At 40.4% G+C, this 18,055-nt stretch carries 20 protein-coding genes and 1 riboswitch; of the genes, 1 reads left to right on the top strand and 19 read right to left on the bottom strand.

Annotation, left to right across the window (positions count from 1 at the left end; translation table 11 throughout):
• Positions 1–8: 8 nt before the first annotated feature.
• From MUN88_RS12055 to MUN88_RS12005, 12 genes are all read right to left on the bottom strand, one after another.
• A complete protein-coding gene (locus MUN88_RS12055; RefSeq protein ID WP_369809882.1) occupies positions 9–437 on the bottom strand; it encodes an FAD-dependent oxidoreductase in 429 nt (142 codons plus the stop codon).
• A complete protein-coding gene (locus MUN88_RS21890) occupies positions 355–567 on the bottom strand; it encodes an FAD-binding protein (RefSeq protein ID WP_369809881.1) in 213 nt (70 codons plus the stop codon). Before MUN88_RS21890 ends, MUN88_RS12055 begins: the two co-directional genes overlap by 83 nt.
• Positions 568–664: 97 nt before the next feature.
• Entirely contained in the window at positions 665–1,111 is a 447-nt protein-coding gene (locus tag MUN88_RS12050) for an Rrf2 family transcriptional regulator (protein ID WP_244715346.1), read from the bottom strand.
• An 88-nt stretch (positions 1,112–1,199) separates the two neighbouring features.
• The gene (locus MUN88_RS12045) at positions 1,200–1,637 is read right to left on the bottom strand and encodes a hypothetical protein (RefSeq protein ID WP_244715344.1); all 438 of its coding nucleotides are present in this window, start codon (positions 1,635–1,637) and stop codon (positions 1,200–1,202) included.
• Positions 1,638–1,743: 106 nt separating this feature from the next.
• A complete protein-coding gene (locus MUN88_RS12040; RefSeq protein WP_244715342.1) occupies positions 1,744–2,682 on the bottom strand; it encodes a hypothetical protein in 939 nt (312 codons plus the stop codon).
• Between the two features lie 35 nt (positions 2,683–2,717).
• Complete coding sequence (locus tag MUN88_RS12035) at positions 2,718–3,872, bottom strand: M48 family metalloprotease (protein WP_244715340.1); 1,155 nt, start codon at positions 3,870–3,872, stop codon at positions 2,718–2,720.
• A gap of 109 nt (positions 3,873–3,981) precedes the next feature.
• Positions 3,982–4,977 carry a lipoate--protein ligase gene (gene lplA, locus MUN88_RS12030; RefSeq protein WP_244715338.1) on the bottom strand — a complete coding sequence of 332 codons (996 nt, stop codon included), beginning with the start codon at positions 4,975–4,977 and terminating at the stop codon, positions 3,982–3,984.
• Between the two features lie 33 nt (positions 4,978–5,010).
• Positions 5,011–5,241, bottom strand: coding sequence for a hypothetical protein (locus MUN88_RS12025; RefSeq protein WP_244715336.1), 231 nt, complete (start codon positions 5,239–5,241; stop codon positions 5,011–5,013).
• A gap of 823 nt (positions 5,242–6,064) precedes the next feature.
• Positions 6,065–7,462 carry a protoporphyrinogen oxidase gene (gene hemY, locus MUN88_RS12020; protein WP_244715334.1) on the bottom strand — a complete coding sequence of 466 codons (1,398 nt, stop codon included), beginning with the start codon at positions 7,460–7,462 and terminating at the stop codon, positions 6,065–6,067.
• Positions 7,459–8,394, bottom strand: coding sequence for a ferrochelatase (gene hemH / locus MUN88_RS12015; RefSeq protein ID WP_244715332.1), 936 nt, complete (start codon positions 8,392–8,394; stop codon positions 7,459–7,461). The genes hemY and hemH overlap by 4 nt, the downstream gene beginning before the upstream one ends.
• Before the next feature lie 16 nt (positions 8,395–8,410).
• The gene (gene hemE, locus MUN88_RS12010) at positions 8,411–9,442 is read right to left on the bottom strand and encodes a uroporphyrinogen decarboxylase (RefSeq protein WP_244715330.1); all 1,032 of its coding nucleotides are present in this window, start codon (positions 9,440–9,442) and stop codon (positions 8,411–8,413) included.
• Positions 9,443–9,569: 127 nt separating this feature from the next.
• A complete protein-coding gene (locus MUN88_RS12005; protein WP_244715328.1) occupies positions 9,570–11,753 on the bottom strand; it encodes a transglycosylase domain-containing protein in 2,184 nt (727 codons plus the stop codon).
• A gap of 215 nt (positions 11,754–11,968) precedes the next feature.
• Here MUN88_RS12005 and MUN88_RS12000 point away from each other — a divergent pair, with 215 nt between their 5' ends.
• A complete protein-coding gene (locus tag MUN88_RS12000) occupies positions 11,969–12,436 on the top strand; it encodes an antibiotic biosynthesis monooxygenase family protein (protein WP_244715326.1) in 468 nt (155 codons plus the stop codon).
• A gap of 252 nt (positions 12,437–12,688) precedes the next feature.
• Here MUN88_RS12000 and MUN88_RS11995 read toward each other — a convergent pair whose 3' ends face one another.
• From MUN88_RS11995 to MUN88_RS11965, 7 genes are all read right to left on the bottom strand, one after another.
• On the bottom strand, positions 12,689–13,171 hold the full coding sequence (locus tag MUN88_RS11995; RefSeq protein ID WP_244715324.1) for a thioredoxin family protein: 483 nt from the start codon (positions 13,169–13,171) through the stop codon (positions 12,689–12,691).
• A gap of 4 nt (positions 13,172–13,175) precedes the next feature.
• A complete protein-coding gene (locus MUN88_RS11990; protein ID WP_244715322.1) occupies positions 13,176–13,598 on the bottom strand; it encodes a disulfide oxidoreductase in 423 nt (140 codons plus the stop codon).
• Between the two features lie 456 nt (positions 13,599–14,054).
• Positions 14,055–15,074 (bottom strand): MoeB/ThiF family adenylyltransferase, encoded by a 1,020-nt coding sequence (locus MUN88_RS11985; protein WP_244715319.1) that lies wholly within the window; start codon positions 15,072–15,074, stop codon positions 14,055–14,057.
• A complete protein-coding gene (locus MUN88_RS11980; protein WP_244715317.1) occupies positions 15,067–15,837 on the bottom strand; it encodes a thiazole synthase in 771 nt (256 codons plus the stop codon). Before MUN88_RS11980 ends, MUN88_RS11985 begins: the two co-directional genes overlap by 8 nt.
• 3 nt (positions 15,838–15,840) lie before the next feature.
• Positions 15,841–16,044, bottom strand: coding sequence for a sulfur carrier protein ThiS (gene thiS / locus MUN88_RS11975; protein ID WP_244715315.1), 204 nt, complete (start codon positions 16,042–16,044; stop codon positions 15,841–15,843).
• A complete protein-coding gene (gene thiO / locus MUN88_RS11970) occupies positions 16,041–17,156 on the bottom strand; it encodes a glycine oxidase ThiO (RefSeq protein ID WP_244715313.1) in 1,116 nt (371 codons plus the stop codon). Before thiO ends, thiS begins: the two co-directional genes overlap by 4 nt.
• Positions 17,149–17,769, bottom strand: coding sequence for a DUF561 domain-containing protein (locus tag MUN88_RS11965; RefSeq protein WP_244715311.1), 621 nt, complete (start codon positions 17,767–17,769; stop codon positions 17,149–17,151). The genes thiO and MUN88_RS11965 overlap by 8 nt, the downstream gene beginning before the upstream one ends.
• Positions 17,770–17,863: 94 nt before the next feature.
• Positions 17,864–17,961: riboswitch (TPP riboswitch) on the bottom strand.
• Positions 17,962–18,055 lie beyond the last annotated feature (94 nt).

Raw genomic sequence — 18,055 nt, 5'->3', positions numbered from 1 at the left:
TTCCTCCTTTATTTACTGAAGCCTTCTTCTACTATATCCCCGACTGTGGCAGCTGCCACTTTACTTCCTTCACTAGCAGCCATAATCAGCTGAGATGGACCAGTGAGTTTCATATCTCCAGCAGCGTATACACCTGGTATGGCTGTTCGACCGAATTCATCGGATTCTACTCCTCCATTATGATCAAGCGTGCACCCTAACTGTTCTGCTAATGGGGTTGCTTGTTGAAGTCCTGTCATAACTATACCTCCATCACGATCTATTTCACCGCCATTTGTGAAATGAATTGTACGCAAGTATCCGTCTTCGCCACTCATTTCACTTATTGACTGTTCGATTACATCGATTCCATGTTTAGTTAGAATTTGTTTTTGTCTTCCACTGACTACCTGTTTTCCATTGGTACATACGATTACCGTCTCTTGTAATAAAACCATGGGAAGCATGTGTCACCGCATTTCTCGCTTGATTATCATCGAAAACAATCGTTTGTTGTTTAGCTCTTGCTAACACAAGCGATGCGTTCAATCCAGCTGGTCCGCCACCTATTACCGCACAATCTATCATCTTATAATCTCTCCTCATTAAATACATTGTAGATATTTAATGTCTTTAATTAAAACAAAAATGATGGAGAACTTAACATAAAAAGTTCCCCTGTTGCTTAACCTTCGTTTCCTAAAAATACGTTTGCGTGATGCGTTGTGTCGATTTTTTCAGCGATGTCTACAATGTATTGCTGACTTAATTCATTCTTCATCTTCTCTTCTGCATTACTCATCACTTCTTCGATGAGACAGTCATGGTTTCTGGTAAAAGCGTCGTGTTCCATCGAACAATAAAATAAAGCATGTTGCCCTTCTACGGCTTCAATGACATCAAGAAATGTGATCGATTCTCGTTTTTTTCGTATTCGATAACCACCTTTCACCCCTGGCGTTGATTCTACCAGTCCATCCTTGGTAAGTTTAGTTAAAATCTTAGAAAGGTAAGTTGGAGAAAGATTTTGAACCTTCGCTAATGGCTCTACACCTACAGATTGACCTTTGGGCACCATTGTTAAATAAACCATCGTATGCAGTGCATAATTGGTTGCTTTTGAATATTTCATATCGCCACAGCCCTTTCAACTCATCTATTACAGATATTTAATATCTGTAATTAGTATAGAACAGAATTATTCGTCATGCAAGCAATTCTTATTCGTTTAATACTCCTTTTTTCTTCATATACTTGCTATACAGATAGACTAGTAATGTTAGCAAGATCATCGATAAATCGGTTAGGGAGGATTGCGGACCAAACACTTGATACCGATCCATAAACAGAAATGTCGTTAAATCGAGCAATACTTTAGCAATCAATGCCACAAGCGTCAAGGTTACAGCATATTTATTTCTGAAAAAGAGCAAAACAGCAGCGACCGTTCCACCAAAGACGTTGATACCGAAGATAATCGAAAGAACAATGGGATAATTACTAAAATATGTTACTTGCTGCTGGCTATATTCCAACGAGTTGAAATAGGACTCGTTTAAGCTCATTGACATAACATAGTCAATCAAGCCAATTACATAAAAGAAAAGAAAAATAACAGCGACCAGCCATAAATGAACAGGTGTTTTTAGCCCAGACATCCTTGCACCTCCATTACTTGTGTTATATCACACCTTGAATGGAAACACAAAAAATTAGTAGTCCCGTTAAGAATATGCCGATTCAGAACGGAACTACTAATATACACTACGATGCATTATATACAATGGACTCCCATTGTTTGTGTGCGTTTGTCATGGTTTCTTTTAATTCTAAATTTATTTTTTTCAGCTGATGGATCGTGTCGCTCACCCTGGTGTACATGTCGTCGACTTTTTCAGCTGACTGGTTAATTTTGTCCTGGACGAACCAGTCCATGATCAAGCCATCAAAGAAATAATCGGCAAAAGTTAAGCCGCCAGAAATCGATAGATCCGCTTGAAACGATGTACCAATATCGTTTAATTCATGAGAAAACTTGCGTAATAACCGTTGGGCGTGATGGATTGAACGTTTCGCATCATCAATATGACTATGTTTTAGAGACGTTGAAATCAGCCCGCCACCGAACATATCTGCTGTCCCCCAGTTCTTCGCTTTCTCCAATGATTCACTGGCTTCCGACAACGCACGCTTCACATCTTCACCTGCAGCAATCGCTTCGGCAATTTCAGATTTCTCATCTTCCATCACGCCAAGCTGCTCTAACAAGGATAATGCTTGATGGCCACTTTCATGATTGGCATCGAGTAAATGATGGTACTTTTCTTCTAATAAGTGTTGATAACGGACATCTGGTTCCCCTAAAGTCCGGATCTGATCGTCTAACTCTTCAATGTCCTGCTCAATATCTGTCACCGATTCCTTCGCTTCTTGATAGCGCAATTGTGCTCTTGCTGCCTCTTGTTTTTCTTCGTCTAATTTTTCATCTTTTTGCCCTGTTATCGAATAGAAAAGGTTAGCAATACTGAAAGATTCCAATTTTTCCACATCGACTTTTTCTTTTTGTAACTGATCAAAGGTTGACTGTCTCTGATCGGTTAACGATTCTAATGCTACTGATAATTCCTTGCGCTGGTGTGTTAATCGGTTCATTTTCCGTTTATCTTCTTGTGCTTTTACGATTTTTTGATAAAAAACATCCACTACTATCACCTCTATTAACTATACGAAACAGGAGGTTAATTGGTTTCACGATTTTCCATTTCTTGTTCGATTCTCTCGATTCGTGTAGCTAGCGGTGGATGACTGGAACGCATCCAAACCAGCCAGGTCGCAGGTGACATGTCTGCTTTTGATTGTTCAGCTAACAGATGATAACTTGCTAATGCTGGTTCTAGATATTCCGTATGCTGGATAGCATAGCGATCTGCCTGGGATTCCATCTGGCGTGAGATCCATAACGATAATGGCTGCGTAAGCATTAGTACTGCTACTGTGATGGTTAAAATTCTCGTCATCGCCGGAAGCTTATGCTTGTCCTTCCAGTTGCGGATACCATTCTGTAACAGTAGTAAAACAACCAGACTTAACATTAAATATAAACCAATGCCAATATAGACATGGTGGTACATATAATGAGCAATTTCATGTGCCATAATAAAGAGAATTTCACTAGTGGACATCCCGTTGATGGTTGTATCCCATAACACAATCCGTGCATGGTTGAATATCCCTGTTACATAGGCATTAAAGGTTGAAACCTTCTCACTTTTATTGACTTCGAGTAACGTCGCTTCGCCTATGCCCGCTTGCTCTGTCAATGAATCAATCTCCGTTCTTAGTTCCCCGTTGCGCAATGGCTGAAAATCATCAAATAGCGGATCGATCCAAATCGGCTGGATAAACATCACAAAGACAACGACCGGGATTGCAAACAGCCAAAGTATAAATCCCCAGCGTTCGGGCCATTTTTTGATCACGCTACGTGCCACGACTACCATTACGAATAAGGACAGCCAGAATAACGCCTGACTTAATAAACCTTCTGTGAGCCAGGAGAATACACCTTGCGTGCTGATTCCTTCATTATATGTAATGCGATACCAGGCAAATCGGAAAGGAAAATGAACAAGATAATCCAGCAATACAAGCATCGTGACATAGACAAGGATTTTCTTTACTGGCGATGTGATTTGTTCGATATTCTCAATCAGTGTTGTTTTGGAGGTTAACAGATACAGCGTTAGCAGCTGCAATGGCCACATCGCCAGAAAGAAAGCATGTGCTAATGCACCATACCTAGTTTCCCCATAGGACATAAGCGGATACCAATCATAAAAATAGATAAATACCAAAATCGTAAAGAGACAGTAACCAAAGATGTATTTTTTCATGACAAAACTCCCATATTTTTCATTACTATCATTATATGCTTAACTTGTACCATATTAATCATTTTTTTAACAGAAAATCCTCTTACCTGTTCAGATAAGAGGATTTTAATTAATAGACTAAGCCGAGGAAATCGTCTTTACTAATTTTACCTAAGTAGTGGGACACATCAATGCCGCTTAACACTTCATCAATGGCTTGACGATCATAACGAACTCCTTTTAATTTTGTTTCTAATTCATTGACATCCCCAACACCAAAGAAGTCACCATAAATCGTACAATTGTCGATAATGCCTTTGTGAACGTCGAAACGAACATCGACTAATCCGCCATCAAACTTGTGAGAATGCTGGATATTAAATTTCGGAGATTTACCGAAATTCCAATCCCATTGCTGGTAGCGTTCTTCAGAAAGCCTACGAATGTTGGCCCAATCTTCTTCAGTCAGCACATACTGCGGTACATCCTCCAGGTTATCTACTGCGAAGACGTGTTTTAATATATGTGCTTTGAGCTCGTCCATTGATAATTTTTCTTCAAGGAATTCAGAAATATTCGCAACACGGCTGCGAATGGATTTGATTCCTTTTGATTTAATTTTTTCTGTTTTAACATTTAATGAGCGTACGACATTTTCAATCTCAGAATCATACATTAAGGTCCCGTGACTGAACATTCGACCTCTTGTGGTGAATTGCGCATTACCGGAAATTTTCCTACCGTCTGCTACTAAATCGTTGCGGCCCTTTAATTCCGCTGGCACGCCTAATTTCTGTAATGCTTCTACTACCGGTTCTGTGAACTTGGCAAAATTGTGGAAGCTGTCGCCATCGTCTTTTGTAATAAAACTAAAATTTAAATTCCCTTCATCATGATACACAGCACCGCCGCCTGATAATCGACGAACGACTTTAATACCGTTCTCGTCTACATAATCTGTATTAATTTCTTCTACGGTATTCTGGTTTTTTCCGATAATAATAGAGGGACCATTTATGTAAAATAACAGATACGTATCTTCTTCACCAAAATGTTTCAGGACATATTCCTCGATCGCCAGGTTAATATATGGATCGGTAATGCCTTTATTATCAATAAATTTCATTCTGTTTACTCTCCTTCAAAGGTTGATTTGTTATTAGTATAAAAGAATCAGAATCATAAGTAAATTTTTTCGCAATTGTACTAATACAAAGTGTTGATTTTTTTCATTTGTTATAATACAATAGATACACAACTCACTTTTGAGAATGTGCTTATTCTCAAAACGTGTAAGGAATAGCGGATATGATGTTGCTGTAACAGATACTGCAATCATCCCGCCATCTAACCTGTTTACGTCTTTTACCATATCTTTCGTTTCTTTCATCCTTCTTATCCTGCTGAACAAGGATGATGAACATTCCCATCCAATTAATTAAGATATATGTAAAAGACAGACACCTGCAGCTATATGAACAATAGCTGCTCTTTTTTATGGCTAAAACTATTTTCTGTGGTTGATGCTGACCTACACTATTATAACTAAAGAAAATGAAATACAGCTACCTATAATATGGATTATGTCTAAGGTATTGCAAAATGGTAATTTTGATATATTTTATCTGCTTAGCAAAGCTCCTGAAAATTGCTCCGCGTCCTGTGGGCACGGCTTCAGCTAGGCTACTTCTTGGAATGCTTCTTTGCTGCCTTGTGCCGAGGAAGCTCACTTCGAAGCGATACCTGCAGACCCAGGCACAGATAAAGTGGATCTTCAGCTCGCGCTGATTCCACGGGAGTCTCCGCATATTTCCTATGCTTAGGGGAAGTGCTACAACGTATGGAACAGCTAAAAGCAATGGTACTATGCATTATGTTTATTCATTCAAATGCTGTTATATCTGCTGTGACCAATATGCTAGCTCTAACAAAAGTTGTAGAGACCCTATATCCTAGCGTAGGCCAACCACGTAGACTCCCGCGGGACATGCAGGTGCTGAAGATCCACTTTGTGAAGTGCCCTTCTTCACAAAGTTAGCTTCAGCCGTGCCCCGCAGGACGCGAAGTGGTTGGACGGAGCGGTATCCCAGCACTTGAATCATTTCAAAATTACCACTATGCTAGCTAGTTTACATAATCCATATTATAAGAACCCATCTTCATTTTCTGCATGATTACATCTAAGACTATACTAAAAAGCAGAGCACTTCTTGTCACTCTGCTAAAAACGATAATATATTTTCTACGGCTGCTTCGCCTTGATCGATACAGTCAGGGATTCCGATTCCCCGGTAGGGACTTCCTGCTATGAATACGCCTGGTAATTCATTTGCAAGCCCTGTTTCTAAGCGCTCGACTACTTGCTTATGACCGATGGAGTATTGCGGCATGGCATCCTTCCAGCGTGAAACGACAGAGAAGATTGGATCGCCATCTATTTTCATAATTTTATTGATATCATGTAACACAATATCCTTAATCGCTTCATCTGATAAATCTACTACATCTTCATCTCCAGGACGACCTACATAACAGCGGAGTAATGCTTTACCTTCAGGCGTTGTCGTTTCCGGCCATTTCTTATGGGTCCACGTACAAGCTGTAATTCGGTAATTACTATTTCTTGACACGACAAAACCGGTGCCATCGATGTCTTCTTTAATCGCCTCTTTATCAAAAGCTAATGCAACATTGGCAACTGAGGTAGCCCTCATATGTGGTAATTCGGAAATCACTTCATATTGATTCATCAGCTGTTTCATCACAGAATATGGTGTTGCAACAAGTACTGCATCAGATTCGATCTTTTCACCGTTTTGTAACGTAAGTTCATAGCCTTTGTCTGTTTTCGTCAAGTCTTGAACGGCCTTTCGTTTTTGAACAATTCCTTCTGATAATGCTTCTTCCATTGCTTCTACCAATGTGGCCAGACCACCATCTATACTGTAAAACATGCTTGGTTTTTTCCCGGTAGCAGGTTTCGGTGCTTGATTGGTCTTGTGCAGTCCTTTAATCAAACTGCCATATTCCTGTTCTAGCTGATAGAAGTTAGGAAATGTGGACATCAGACTTAAATCATCCATATCCCCAGCATAAATACCTGATAATAGTGGTTCAATTAAATTTTCGACGACCTCATCACCTAATCGGTGTCTAAAAAATTTCCCCAGTGATTGATCTTCTGCGGCTTCACCTTTCGGCAAAATGTAGTCCATACCAGCTCGTAATTTACCGGTCAGACTAAACAACTCAGAAGACAGGAACGGCTTAACTTGTGTAGGAACTCCCATAAAAGAGCCTTGAGGCATGCGGTGCAAATCCTCGCCAACCAATATGTAGGAGGTTCCTGTACCATTTTTGACCAGCTTGTCTCCAATGCCAACATCCCGTGCCAGACGTTCAGCAGATTGCTTACGAATCAAAAAGGAATCTGGACCTCTTTCAATCGTAAATCCATCCCGTCGCTCTGTTTTAATTTTACCGCCTAACCGGTTTGTTGATTCCAACAGGGTTATTTCGTAATCCAGTTTGTCTTCTTTTATCTTCTTATCTAAGTAATATGCGGCAGTTAGTCCTGCTATTCCACCGCCTATAATAGTTATCTTTTTCATGCTTGATCAGCGCTTTGCAGTTTTTCAGATACTACATTTGCTAATGTGTGAATAAATGTTTTATGAACATTTGGCATTGGTGGACGATAATAAGCAGCTCCTATATCATCACAAACGACCTTACACTCATAATCATTATCATATAAAACCTCGAGATGATCCGCGACAAAACCAACCGGTGCATAAATGAACGATTCAAAACCTTTTTGTTCGTGTAGTTCACGTGTTAAATCCTGCACATCTGGAGCTAGCCATGGGTCAGGTGTGTTTCCTTCACTTTGCCAGCCAATTTCGACATTCGGAATACCGGTTTGTTCTTGAATTAAATCAGCTGTTCGTTTTAATTGATCTGGATACGGATCACCATTTTGTAAAATCTTTTCTGGCAGACTGTGCGCAGAAACGATTAATGCAGCTTTCTCTTTGTTCTCGATTTTTTCATACTCGTTCGTGATAGCATCTGCCCAATAGCTAATGAAACCTTCTGCATCATACCAGCTCTCTACGGATTGAATCGCAATACCGTGCTTCTCTGCTTCTTCCTTCGCTCTTCCGTTATAGGATTTCACACTAAATGTTGAATAGTGCGGTGCAAGTACGATCGAAATCGCTTCTTTAATGCCATCGTTCGCCATTTGTTCTACTGCATCTTCGATAAATGGTTCGATATGTTTTAGCCCTAAGTAATACACAAACTCAATGTCGTCATGCATCTTATTCAAGCGAGACTCTAGTGCTTCTGCTTGTTCTTTTGTAATACGGGCTAGTGGAGAAATACCACCGATTGCCTGATAACGTTCTGTTAAGTCATCCAGCATTTCCTGTGATGGTGTGCGTCCGTGACGGATGTGTGTGTAATATCTTTCAATATCTTCTTCTTTGTATGGCGTTCCATATGCCATAACGAGTAGTCCTACTTTTTTCTTTGCCATGATGTGACATCCTTTCTTATCGTTTTGAATATTCATGTATAAAGGCAGTTAATTTTTTCAATCTTTCTGGGCTGATTTCAGGGGTAACTCCGTGTCCTAAATTAAAGATATGACTCGGATGTGCCTTCCCTTCATCAATAATTTGTTTCGTTTTCTCCTCGATAACTTCCCAATCTGACATAAGAAAAGCGGGATCAAGATTTCCTTGCAGTGCTTTGGTCACGTCTAGTTGACGAGCTTCTGCAATCGACATACGCCAATCCAGCCCAATTACATCCACCGGTAAATCATTCCACTCTTTAATTAAGTGGCTGGCACCAACACCAAAAATAATTAACGGCACATTGTAATCTCGTAATGCAGAAAAAATGCGGTTCATCACTGGTTTAATAAAAGTGCGATAGTCAGCTATATTTAAAGCACCTACCCACGAATCAAAAATTTGGATCGCCTGAGCACCTGCCTTGACCTGAGCTTCTACATACGTGATCGTCATATCCGCCAGCTTATCCATTAACGTGAACCATGCTTTATGATCACTGTACATTAATGCTTTTGTTTTATGATAATTTTTACTAGGTCCACCTTCGATCATATAACTTGCAAGTGTAAAAGGAGCACCACTAAATCCGATCAACGGTACACTCAATTGTTCCTGCGTTAATAATCGGATCGTATCCAGAACGTATGGTACATCACTTTCGGGGTCAATTGAACCGAGTTTTTCAACATCGCGTAATGAAGTGATCGGATTGTCAATGACCGGTCCAACGCCAGATTTAATCTCCACATCCACCCCAATCGCTGGTAATGGAGACATAATATCTTTATAAAGTACGGCTGCATCGACGTCATACATCTCAACAGGTAAACGCGTCACATAGGCACAAAGCTCTGGTTGATGCGTTATTTCGAAAAGTGAATACTTCTCTTTTAATTCTCGATATTCTTTTTGTGAGCGGCCAGCCTGACGCATATACCAAACAGGCGTGTAGTCCGTCTCTTCCCCTCGGAAAGCTTTTAAAATTGTGTCATTAAATCTTGTCATCTATTTCACCCTTTTTTCCCATTCCATTTTACTATAGAAAATTTCCTACTTCATGTATAGTACTTTTGCAAAACGTTCACTAAATTGTAATTATTATAACTAAAAAATAATTGTAAATAGTTACACCTTAAAAGTCAAATTTTAAGGTAGCGATATTCGATACATCTCCTGCTTGTTCTGTTAAAGGATTATACGGAACGACATAATATTTTCTCGTTTTAAATACATTCATAGGGCTAATCGTGTACGATCCTTTTCCTTCTACTTCTCCAATCATATGCTCTCCATCTTCAGATTGCTCATATATTCGGTAGATAATCCGACTGTCTTCAGCAGCTGACCACGTTAATTCCCCTTGCAGCAAGGATAAACCGCCTAGCTTCATGGAAGCATCTAAATCGGTAATGGTCGGCAGTACGATTGGCTCCGGCAGATCCTCCACACCATCTGGCTGTTGAAAAGCTTCATCCATTGGAGTTCGTTTATCGATTTCTGTCAGGATCGATTTCGTCAGTGCTGTCGCCTGTGACGATCCTTCTGTTAAGTAATTATCTTCTGTCGCTTCATCGTATCCGATCCATGTTGTCATTACATAAGACGGTGTGATCCCTGCAAACCAGGCATCTTTCACCGCACCATCAACGGCTGTGTGCTGTGTCGACCCCGTCTTTCCAGCCAGTGCTTTACTGAAGGTTCCACTCGAACCAGTCCCTTCTTTCACCACTGCTTCTAGCATCCGCAGCATATTCCAGGCAGTTTGTGTGTTAAACACATTCACCGCTTTCTGTTCTTGGGATTTGACGAGCTCCTGTTCCTTGTCATAAACCGCTTCAATACTGCTGGCATGAGTCCATTCGCCTTGATGGATAAAGGTACGAAAGCCTTCTGCCACTTGAATTGGTGTTATTCCATTTTCTAACCCACCTAATGCAATCGCCAAACCTTGATCCTTCAAGGTAATATCCATCTTTTCCAAAATCGATTTACTGTAACTGATACCAATCTGATCAAGCAACCACACGGCCGGTGCATTTTTTGACTCTTTAACAGCATCATACATGGTGACTTCCCCGGCATAATTACCGTCAGCATTGGTGACACGGTATCCGTCATAATCAATGTCCTTGTCTGGCAGCATATCATATGGCTGATAATCTCCCAGCTGCATGGCTGGCCCATAGACAGCTAATGGCTTCATCAACGAACCAGGTTGTTGATTGGTAAGCAAATGATTCGTTTTGTTTAATTGAAAATCTCTGCCCGCAATAAGTGCTTTTAATTTACTTGTTTGCTGATCCATTAACACAAAGCTTGCCTCTACCTGATCATTGGATCCGTGAAAGTGTTCGTCGTTCTGCACATGATCATAGGCGATTTTTTGTATGGATGGATCCATCGCCACTTCCACTGTGAAGCCGCCTCGTTTTAGTGCTTCTCTGCTTAAATCATAATCGCTCTCGAGTTCGTCGAGTACATAGGCAAAATAATCATCGAGCCATGGATCTCTTTCCTCTTCTTGTTCTGCTGTTTTAATAGTAGTCGCCTGATACGTCAATAATTGTTCAGTGGAAATATCGCCGGTACTTTCCATTTGTGATAACACGAGATTTCGCCGTTCTTTTGCCTTTTCGATATCATTAAAGGGAGAATAACTATTCGGAGCTTTTACCATAGCAGCAAGCAACGCCCCTTCATCAATCGTTAGATCTTGAATCGGCTTGCCAAAATAATATGTAGCTGCGGTCCCAATACCATGAACTCCGTGAGCAAGGTAAATTTCATTTAAGTATAATTCTAAAATCTGAGACTTCGAATAATTCCGTTCCAAATAAATAGAAGCCATAACTTCTTTCGTTTTGCGCATCCATGTTTTATCATGGACTAAAAATAAATTTTTAGCCAATTGCTGGGTAATCGTACTGCCACCCTCCACCTTACTCATCGCTAACACATCACGGTAAACAGCTCGTGCAACAGCTGGAAAAGAAACACCGGCATGCTCATAAAAACGTTGGTCTTCCACTGCTAAGAATGCCGCTTCGACATGATCAGGGATCTCATCTAATGTTACGTAGTCTCGATTTTCTGTATAAAGCTTGCCAAGTACTGTGCCATCCTCCGCTACTACCTTGGAAGCAGTCGGCAAAATGACGGCGCGCTCATCAAAGACAAATCTCCCGCCAAAAATCAAAAATAAATAAGCACATATCGATAAGCCGATCATCGTAGATATAGTAATGGAAAACCATTTATAACGCTTTACCGTTGACCAGATCGTTTGAAGGAATTCTTTGAGCTTTGCTTTATCCAAACTGTTACACCACCTTTCTCTTAAATTTCGACAATAGTTTCATTTTATCATAGAAAAGTTGACAACGACGAATGTTATTATCATAATCAGACGAATTTCCAATATATTCTTCACAAAATTTTCAACAAATCAGTTAATATTTCACACCTCGAATCAGTAGAAACGGTTTAGTAAAAACTACGACGGGAAAACGATATATAGAAGGAGTGGTAATAATGAATGGATATATGACAAATGGAACATACGAATTTCTCGAGAAAATAAAGGAGAGTCATTCCATATCTCCCTTTATACTTATGCATAATCAAGTCAAATCGATAGCGTATTACGAAGATACCGCCTCATCGATTTTTGAAACAAGCAGGAATTATCAAGTGCTCACACAAATCGGGCAGTTAACCGAATCGGGGTATATCAGCATGACCCATATTCCTGTTACGGAAGAAGGCCGTCCCATATTTGAGATGGAATACAATCAAATCGTCCAAGATCTCGAAGGCGTTATTGCAGCACGAGTGTTACGTCCTTTTCATGGTAATCAGTATATTCTCTTAATCGAATGGAAAGACCCTGAAGATTTTGAAAAATGGAAGGATCAAAAACCATTACCATTCAAGAAACAGAATTCATATGTTACAGGATCCGTTTATTCTGAAAATTTTAAAGTGGGAGGAGAGGAATGAAGCCTCGTTGCGTAGATGTTTTTGTTTGGAGCATGTGTGGGATGCGTGCCTTAGAATGATTCGTGGTTTCTGGTGTTTCAGCTCTATTTGATATTTTTCGTTAGAGCTTGGGGCATCTTCAGGCGTATGAACTCGATTGTGATCTTCCTTACCCTTGAACTTGCTCCATCTTCAAGTGGTTGATATCTATGCCTAAACAAAGCTCTTTTCAATAAAAAAGCTGATCAATTCTCATGATCAGCTTTCCACTACTTATTCTTCATGCAGTACTTCTTGTTCAAAGAAGTTTTCAAAGTCAGCTTGTTCGTGCTCACCTACGATTCTTGCTGTTTCTTCACCGGCTTCATAACGAACAATCGTCGGGGTTGCTTCGATGCTGTATTCATTCCAGGCTGCTTCAAATTCGAGCAGGTTCAACTTCACTAAATCCACACCATATTCTTCAGCCATGGGTACGACAACAGGAGTTGTCCTCTGACAATGAATACAGGTCGGACTATAGAAATACACTGTCACGTCTTCCCCGTTATCCAGTTTTTCTTGTAATTCATCAGGCAAAATTTGATTCTGGTAAATCGGATCTTCTAATTGATCAATTGTTGCTTGATCTAAATCCGATTTATTATAGGGATTGTCCACCCCATCTAATTTTTGAGAGTTTTGATATTGTACAACGAATACTAATGCTCCAAAAATGACAACAAGCAATAGTACAAATATGATCATTTTCTTCATAATATTAGGCTCTCCTTTTTTGTACGATTAAAAATAAGTGGATACTAAAGATGACAAGAAAAGCTATAAAAGCCAGAAAAGGAATGGAAATAAACCCTAAATAATTTACATATATCGTGTTACATGGAATAACACCGCACGCTTCACCTGTTGAATGTAAACTTGGTACATGCTGTATCAAGTAATGATAGGCGGAAACGAGAAGACCGATACCGCTCATAATTAATCCAGGAAAGGCATATCGGATATCTTTCTTATAGACGGCGTACCCATAAATAATTACTAGCGGGTACATAAGAATTCGCTGAAACCAGCATAATTCACAGGGTATGTATTTCATGATTTCTGAGTAAAACAAACTTCCCATTGTCGCAATGAGGGTTTGTGCCCAAATAATAAATAGTAACGTATCTTTTTTCTTGTCCATGTCATGACATTCTCCTTTCACATTAATTATACATACTGATACACGAAAAACAAATGAATGTTTCTTGACATTTAAAAATTACCTCTTCAACATAATAAAAACTGGACTTAAATCCGCTTAATCATAATTAACTTAAGTATATATAGCTGCCTATAATATGGATTATGTAATGCTGGCTTAGTGGTAATTTTGAAATGAATTCATGCGCTAGGATAGGGACTCTAGAACATTTGCAAGAGCTAGCATATTGAGCAGATCAATAAATGTCCATTAATAATAGCATTTGAATTCTAAATAACAAAATGCCTAAAACCACTGCTTTTAACTGACATTGTAGCATTTTCTTAAGCGTAGGAAATTTGCGGAGACTCCTCATAACGCAGATCGTGTCCGAAACTGTCATTTCCTAATGTATGACAAAAAGCAACATGAGCACTTGTCTCATGTTGCTTCGCATCAACCGATATATCGGAAGTAGAGTTTCTTGGCCTCTTGGATATCTTTTGTTCCATGAATGAACGTGCGCCCGTCTTGAAAAAGAACAATCCGGCAGTCCCGCACCTTGAATGACAATAGATAAGGATTCGCTTCAGGTTCCAGCGCTTCGTTCAATTCCAGATTACGTTTGATTTCTGCAATATTAAGCTGTTTACCTGCTGCTGGTCTTATTTGCACAGTATTTCTGCCACAGAGAACTGCTGGCTTTAATTGAGCATCATAGGATAAATAAGGATACTGCTGTTTTCCACATGATGGACAGTCTTCTTTTTTCAAGTTGTCTACGTTTAACTCTGAATGTTGATTGCTCCACATATCAAATGCCACTAATTTCTTCGACAATGCTTCCCGATTACCCGTTAATATTTTTAATACTTCCGCCACTTGATGTGCTACTACCATGTGAACGGCAGGACTAATAATACCGACTGTATCACAAGTAGCACCATCTGCCGGGATATGTTCCATTAAACAATGTAAGCATGGCGATGTTTCTGGCATCACGGTAAAAGTTAATCCGTAACTCCCGACACAGCCACCATAGATCCAAGGCTTTTGATATTTCTGGCAGCAATCATTTATGATAAATCTTGTTTCAAAATTATCAGTCGCATCGATGACGACATCGAGTTCGGGTATTATCTTTTCCAATTCTTCGGCACCTAGATCTTCGACGACAGCATGCACCGTGGTTTCCTGATTAATGTGCTTCAACTTCTCTTTTGCTGCAATTGCTTTTGGAATACGTTCTGCTGCATCTTGTTCGGTAAAAAGGTGCTGTCGTTGCAAATTGGACAGTTCTACATAGTCACGGTCAATTAATGTAATCGTACCTACCCCTGCTCTGGTTAACATCTCTGCATTGCTGGAGCCTAATGCGCCTGCGCCAACAATCGCGACATGACTGCCTGTTAATTGTTGTTGTCCAGCTTCACCAATTGGTTCAAACAGCATCTGGCGATGGTATCGATTATCCACGCTCACTAATTCCTTCTAGTGGACTGCTTGCTACCGCATATTCTTTCTTGTCGATACGTCCTGCCTGATAACCTAGTCTTCCGGCTTGGATAGCCAATTTCATCGCTTCTGCCATTTGAACCGGGTCACGCGCTCCTGCGACAGCTGTATTCAACAGGACACCATCGGCTCCAAGCTCCATCGCAAAAGCAGCATCCTTTGGTGAACCGATTCCTGCATCGACAATGACCGGAACTTGTGCCTGGTCGATAATAAATTGTAAATGTAGTGGATTGATGATTCCTTGTCCAGAACCGATCGGTGAAGCACCTGGCATAATCGCATGCGCTCCTAACTCCTCCAATTTGCGGGCCAGCACTACATCATCGGAGGTGTACGGCAATACGGTAAAGCCTTCCTCCAATAATATTTCCGTTGCCTTCAGCGTTTCAACTGGATCGGGTAATAACGTTTTATCACATCCGATCACTTCGACTTTTACCATGTCACAGAGACCAGAAGCATCTGCTAGTTTTGCAATACGAACTGCTTCTTCTGCATTTTTGGCACCTGCTGTATTAGGTAAAAAGCGATAGCGCTCCAAATCAATTTCTTCTAAAAAATTGGGCTGATCTGCGTCAAAAATATTCATTCGTCTAACCGAAAATGTCAGTACCTCTGTTTCTGATTGGTCGACAGCTTGTTTTTGAATCGCATAGTTTGGGTATTTTCCTGTTCCTAAAAATAAGCGAGATGAAAACTGATAATTACCGATTGTTAACATATATTAACCTCCTCCTACAAAATGAACGATTTCTAAGCGATCCCCTTCTGAGACCACCGTATTTGAGTGATGTTCTTTCTTCAATATAGCCTGGTTATGTTCGACAATTAGTGATTTCTTTTCTAACTGCAACGATCGTATTAATTGTTCTACGGTTGTCACCGTATCATTGATCTGCATTGCTTCCCCATTAATGACAAGTTTCAAAGTCTCACTCCCTTAACTATATTTCGCTTAAAGGTATGCCGGTAGCTTCTGTAGTCCACTTTATTTTCCAGTAAATCTGCCATATACGTTGCCGTGCGAGGCGCTAGCAATATCCCATTTCGATAATGCCCTGCAGCGATGTATAGATGAGGTACTTCTGGGACTTCACCAATATAAGGATAACCATCTCTTGTTAGAGGACGCACGCCTGACCAGACTTTTTCCAATGATGCCCGTTTTATTTCCGGTACAATTCTGGAAGCCTTTGCTAATAATCCCGACACACTGCCAGCTTCGACTTCCCTGCTAGTTTCATCTGGTTTAGTCGTTGCACCAATAATTACTCGGTTACCTTGTTTCGGCACAAGGTAACACCCCTCTGTAAATAATGTTGTATGAAAAAGAACCTTTTCGCTCTTAACGGAAAGACACTCTCCTTTGACAGGTGTCAACTTGGGGAGAGTCAGAACCATATCTGCCGTTTGGAAACCACTCGTTATCACAACCTCGTTCGCATAAAAACGTTCTCCATGTCTAGTTAAGACACCAACAGCCTTACCGTGTTCCTTTAAAACATCGATAACAGGTGTGTGTTCGAGGATGTGCACGCCAGAACGTTCAGCTGCCTTTGCAAAAGCTTTTGTAACATGGGGCGCAGACACTTGACCCTCATCCGGGCAATGCAGTGCTGCAGCAAAATCTTTTGCCACATGCTTTTCTGGGAATTGATCGGGTCTAAGTATCTCTGCTCGCATCCCATGTTCCTGATGTAAATCAGCACATTTCTGTAATTCCTTGATTTGATCTTCCTGTTCTATGGGTTTTAATGCTCCTTGCTTCACATACTGCATATGAATGCCAGTTATCTCATACAATTCCTCAGCCAGATACGGATAAAGCGCACGACTCTCCTTTGCAAATTGAAAGAGCGGAGATGACTCCTGCCATTCCATTTGAACACCTAACATTCCAGCAGCTGCACTGGATGCTCCTGACCCAATCGAATTGGCTTCGATCAATAATACGCTGTGTCCTCTCTTTCTCAATTCGTAAGCAATCGAAGCACCAATGACGCCACCACCTACGACAATTTCATCCACTATTTTATTCAACGCGTTCCTCCTTCCAATTATCAAGCATGGTTCGCAACTGTTGGGAGACTCGATATGGTTCATCTGCATCCCAAATGGTAGACATAACTGCGACCCCTTTCGCTCCTGCATTGAGCGTTGCGTTTAGATTAGTTACATCTATGCCACCAATTGCGATTACCGGCACCGATACTTGGTTTACGATCGTTTCTAATGTGGCTAAACCTTTGGGAGCCAGGCCTGGTTTAGACTGTGTTCGATAAACATGACCAAACACGATATAATCTGCCCCTTCTTCCTCTGCTTCGATCGCTTCTTGCAACGTATGAACAGATTTACCAACCTGCAAATCAGGAAAAGTTCGTACCACCTCTCGCACAGGAACACTATGATAGGCAAGCTGAACTCCTTTGCAATGATAGATTTTGGCAAGGTCAGCTCGATCATTTATGATTATTTTTTCTTCGGGTAAGCCAGCTTCTATCATTTTCTCGATCAGAAAACAAAGATCTTTTGCCGGTGCTTGTTTCTCTCGTACATGTAAGAAATCGATATGCTCAGCAAGTCCGCCAATCTTCTTTATCTCTTTATCTGCTATTATTTTTCCATTTGTGATAAGATGAAGCGTTGTCATACATAATACTCCTTACTCAAGTAATAAATAACGCAAAAAACCACTCATCCAGCAAGGACAAGTGGTATCTATTTTAAGCTTTAATTACTAATTAACTGCTTTTCTACCACTTCCCTCCGCTAGTGTTAACCAGATCAGGTTCAAAGGGTCCGAATAATTCGTCTCAGCCAATTGGCTCCCCCAGTGCTCATCGATATGAAATTAACTTTCGGGATAATAATAACACACGCGTTAAAAATATCCAAGCCTTAATTGGATTTGGATGTTTATTTTTGATTGGAATAGG

It is taken from the genome of Gracilibacillus caseinilyticus, from assembly GCF_022919115.1.
Taxonomy (GTDB): Bacteria; Bacillota; Bacilli; order Bacillales; family Amphibacillaceae; genus Gracilibacillus; species Gracilibacillus caseinilyticus.
Note: the sequence above shows the minus strand (reverse complement) of the source record. Positions and strands in the feature narration are given on the sequence as shown.

Coding starts and splice junctions, on each gene's coding strand:
- MUN88_RS12055 (WP_369809882.1), bottom strand. CDS start 437: ATGGTTTTATTACAAGAGACGGTAATCGTATGTACCAATGGAAAACAG.
- MUN88_RS21890 (WP_369809881.1), bottom strand. CDS start 567: ATGATAGATTGTGCGGTAATAGGTGGCGGACCAGCTGGATTGAACGCA.
- MUN88_RS12050 (WP_244715346.1), bottom strand. CDS start 1,111: ATGAAATATTCAAAAGCAACCAATTATGCACTGCATACGATGGTTTAT.
- MUN88_RS12045 (WP_244715344.1), bottom strand. CDS start 1,637: ATGTCTGGGCTAAAAACACCTGTTCATTTATGGCTGGTCGCTGTTATT.
- MUN88_RS12035 (WP_244715340.1), bottom strand. CDS start 3,872: ATGAAAAAATACATCTTTGGTTACTGTCTCTTTACGATTTTGGTATTT.
- lplA (WP_244715338.1), bottom strand. CDS start 4,977: ATGAAATTTATTGATAATAAAGGCATTACCGATCCATATATTAACCTG.
- MUN88_RS12025 (WP_244715336.1), bottom strand. CDS start 5,241: ATGAAAGAAACGAAAGATATGGTAAAAGACGTAAACAGGTTAGATGGC.
- hemY (WP_244715334.1), bottom strand. CDS start 7,462: ATGAAAAAGATAACTATTATAGGCGGTGGAATAGCAGGACTAACTGCC.
- hemH (WP_244715332.1), bottom strand. CDS start 8,394: ATGGCAAAGAAAAAAGTAGGACTACTCGTTATGGCATATGGAACGCCA.
- hemE (WP_244715330.1), bottom strand. CDS start 9,442: ATGACAAGATTTAATGACACAATTTTAAAAGCTTTCCGAGGGGAAGAG.
- MUN88_RS12000 (WP_244715326.1), top strand. CDS start 11,969: ATGAATGGATATATGACAAATGGAACATACGAATTTCTCGAGAAAATA.
- MUN88_RS11995 (WP_244715324.1), bottom strand. CDS start 13,171: ATGAAGAAAATGATCATATTTGTACTATTGCTTGTTGTCATTTTTGGA.
- MUN88_RS11990 (WP_244715322.1), bottom strand. CDS start 13,598: ATGGACAAGAAAAAAGATACGTTACTATTTATTATTTGGGCACAAACC.
- MUN88_RS11980 (WP_244715317.1), bottom strand. CDS start 15,837: ATGTTAACAATCGGTAATTATCAGTTTTCATCTCGCTTATTTTTAGGA.
- MUN88_RS11965 (WP_244715311.1), bottom strand. CDS start 17,769: ATGACAACGCTTCATCTTATCACAAATGGAAAAATAATAGCAGATAAA.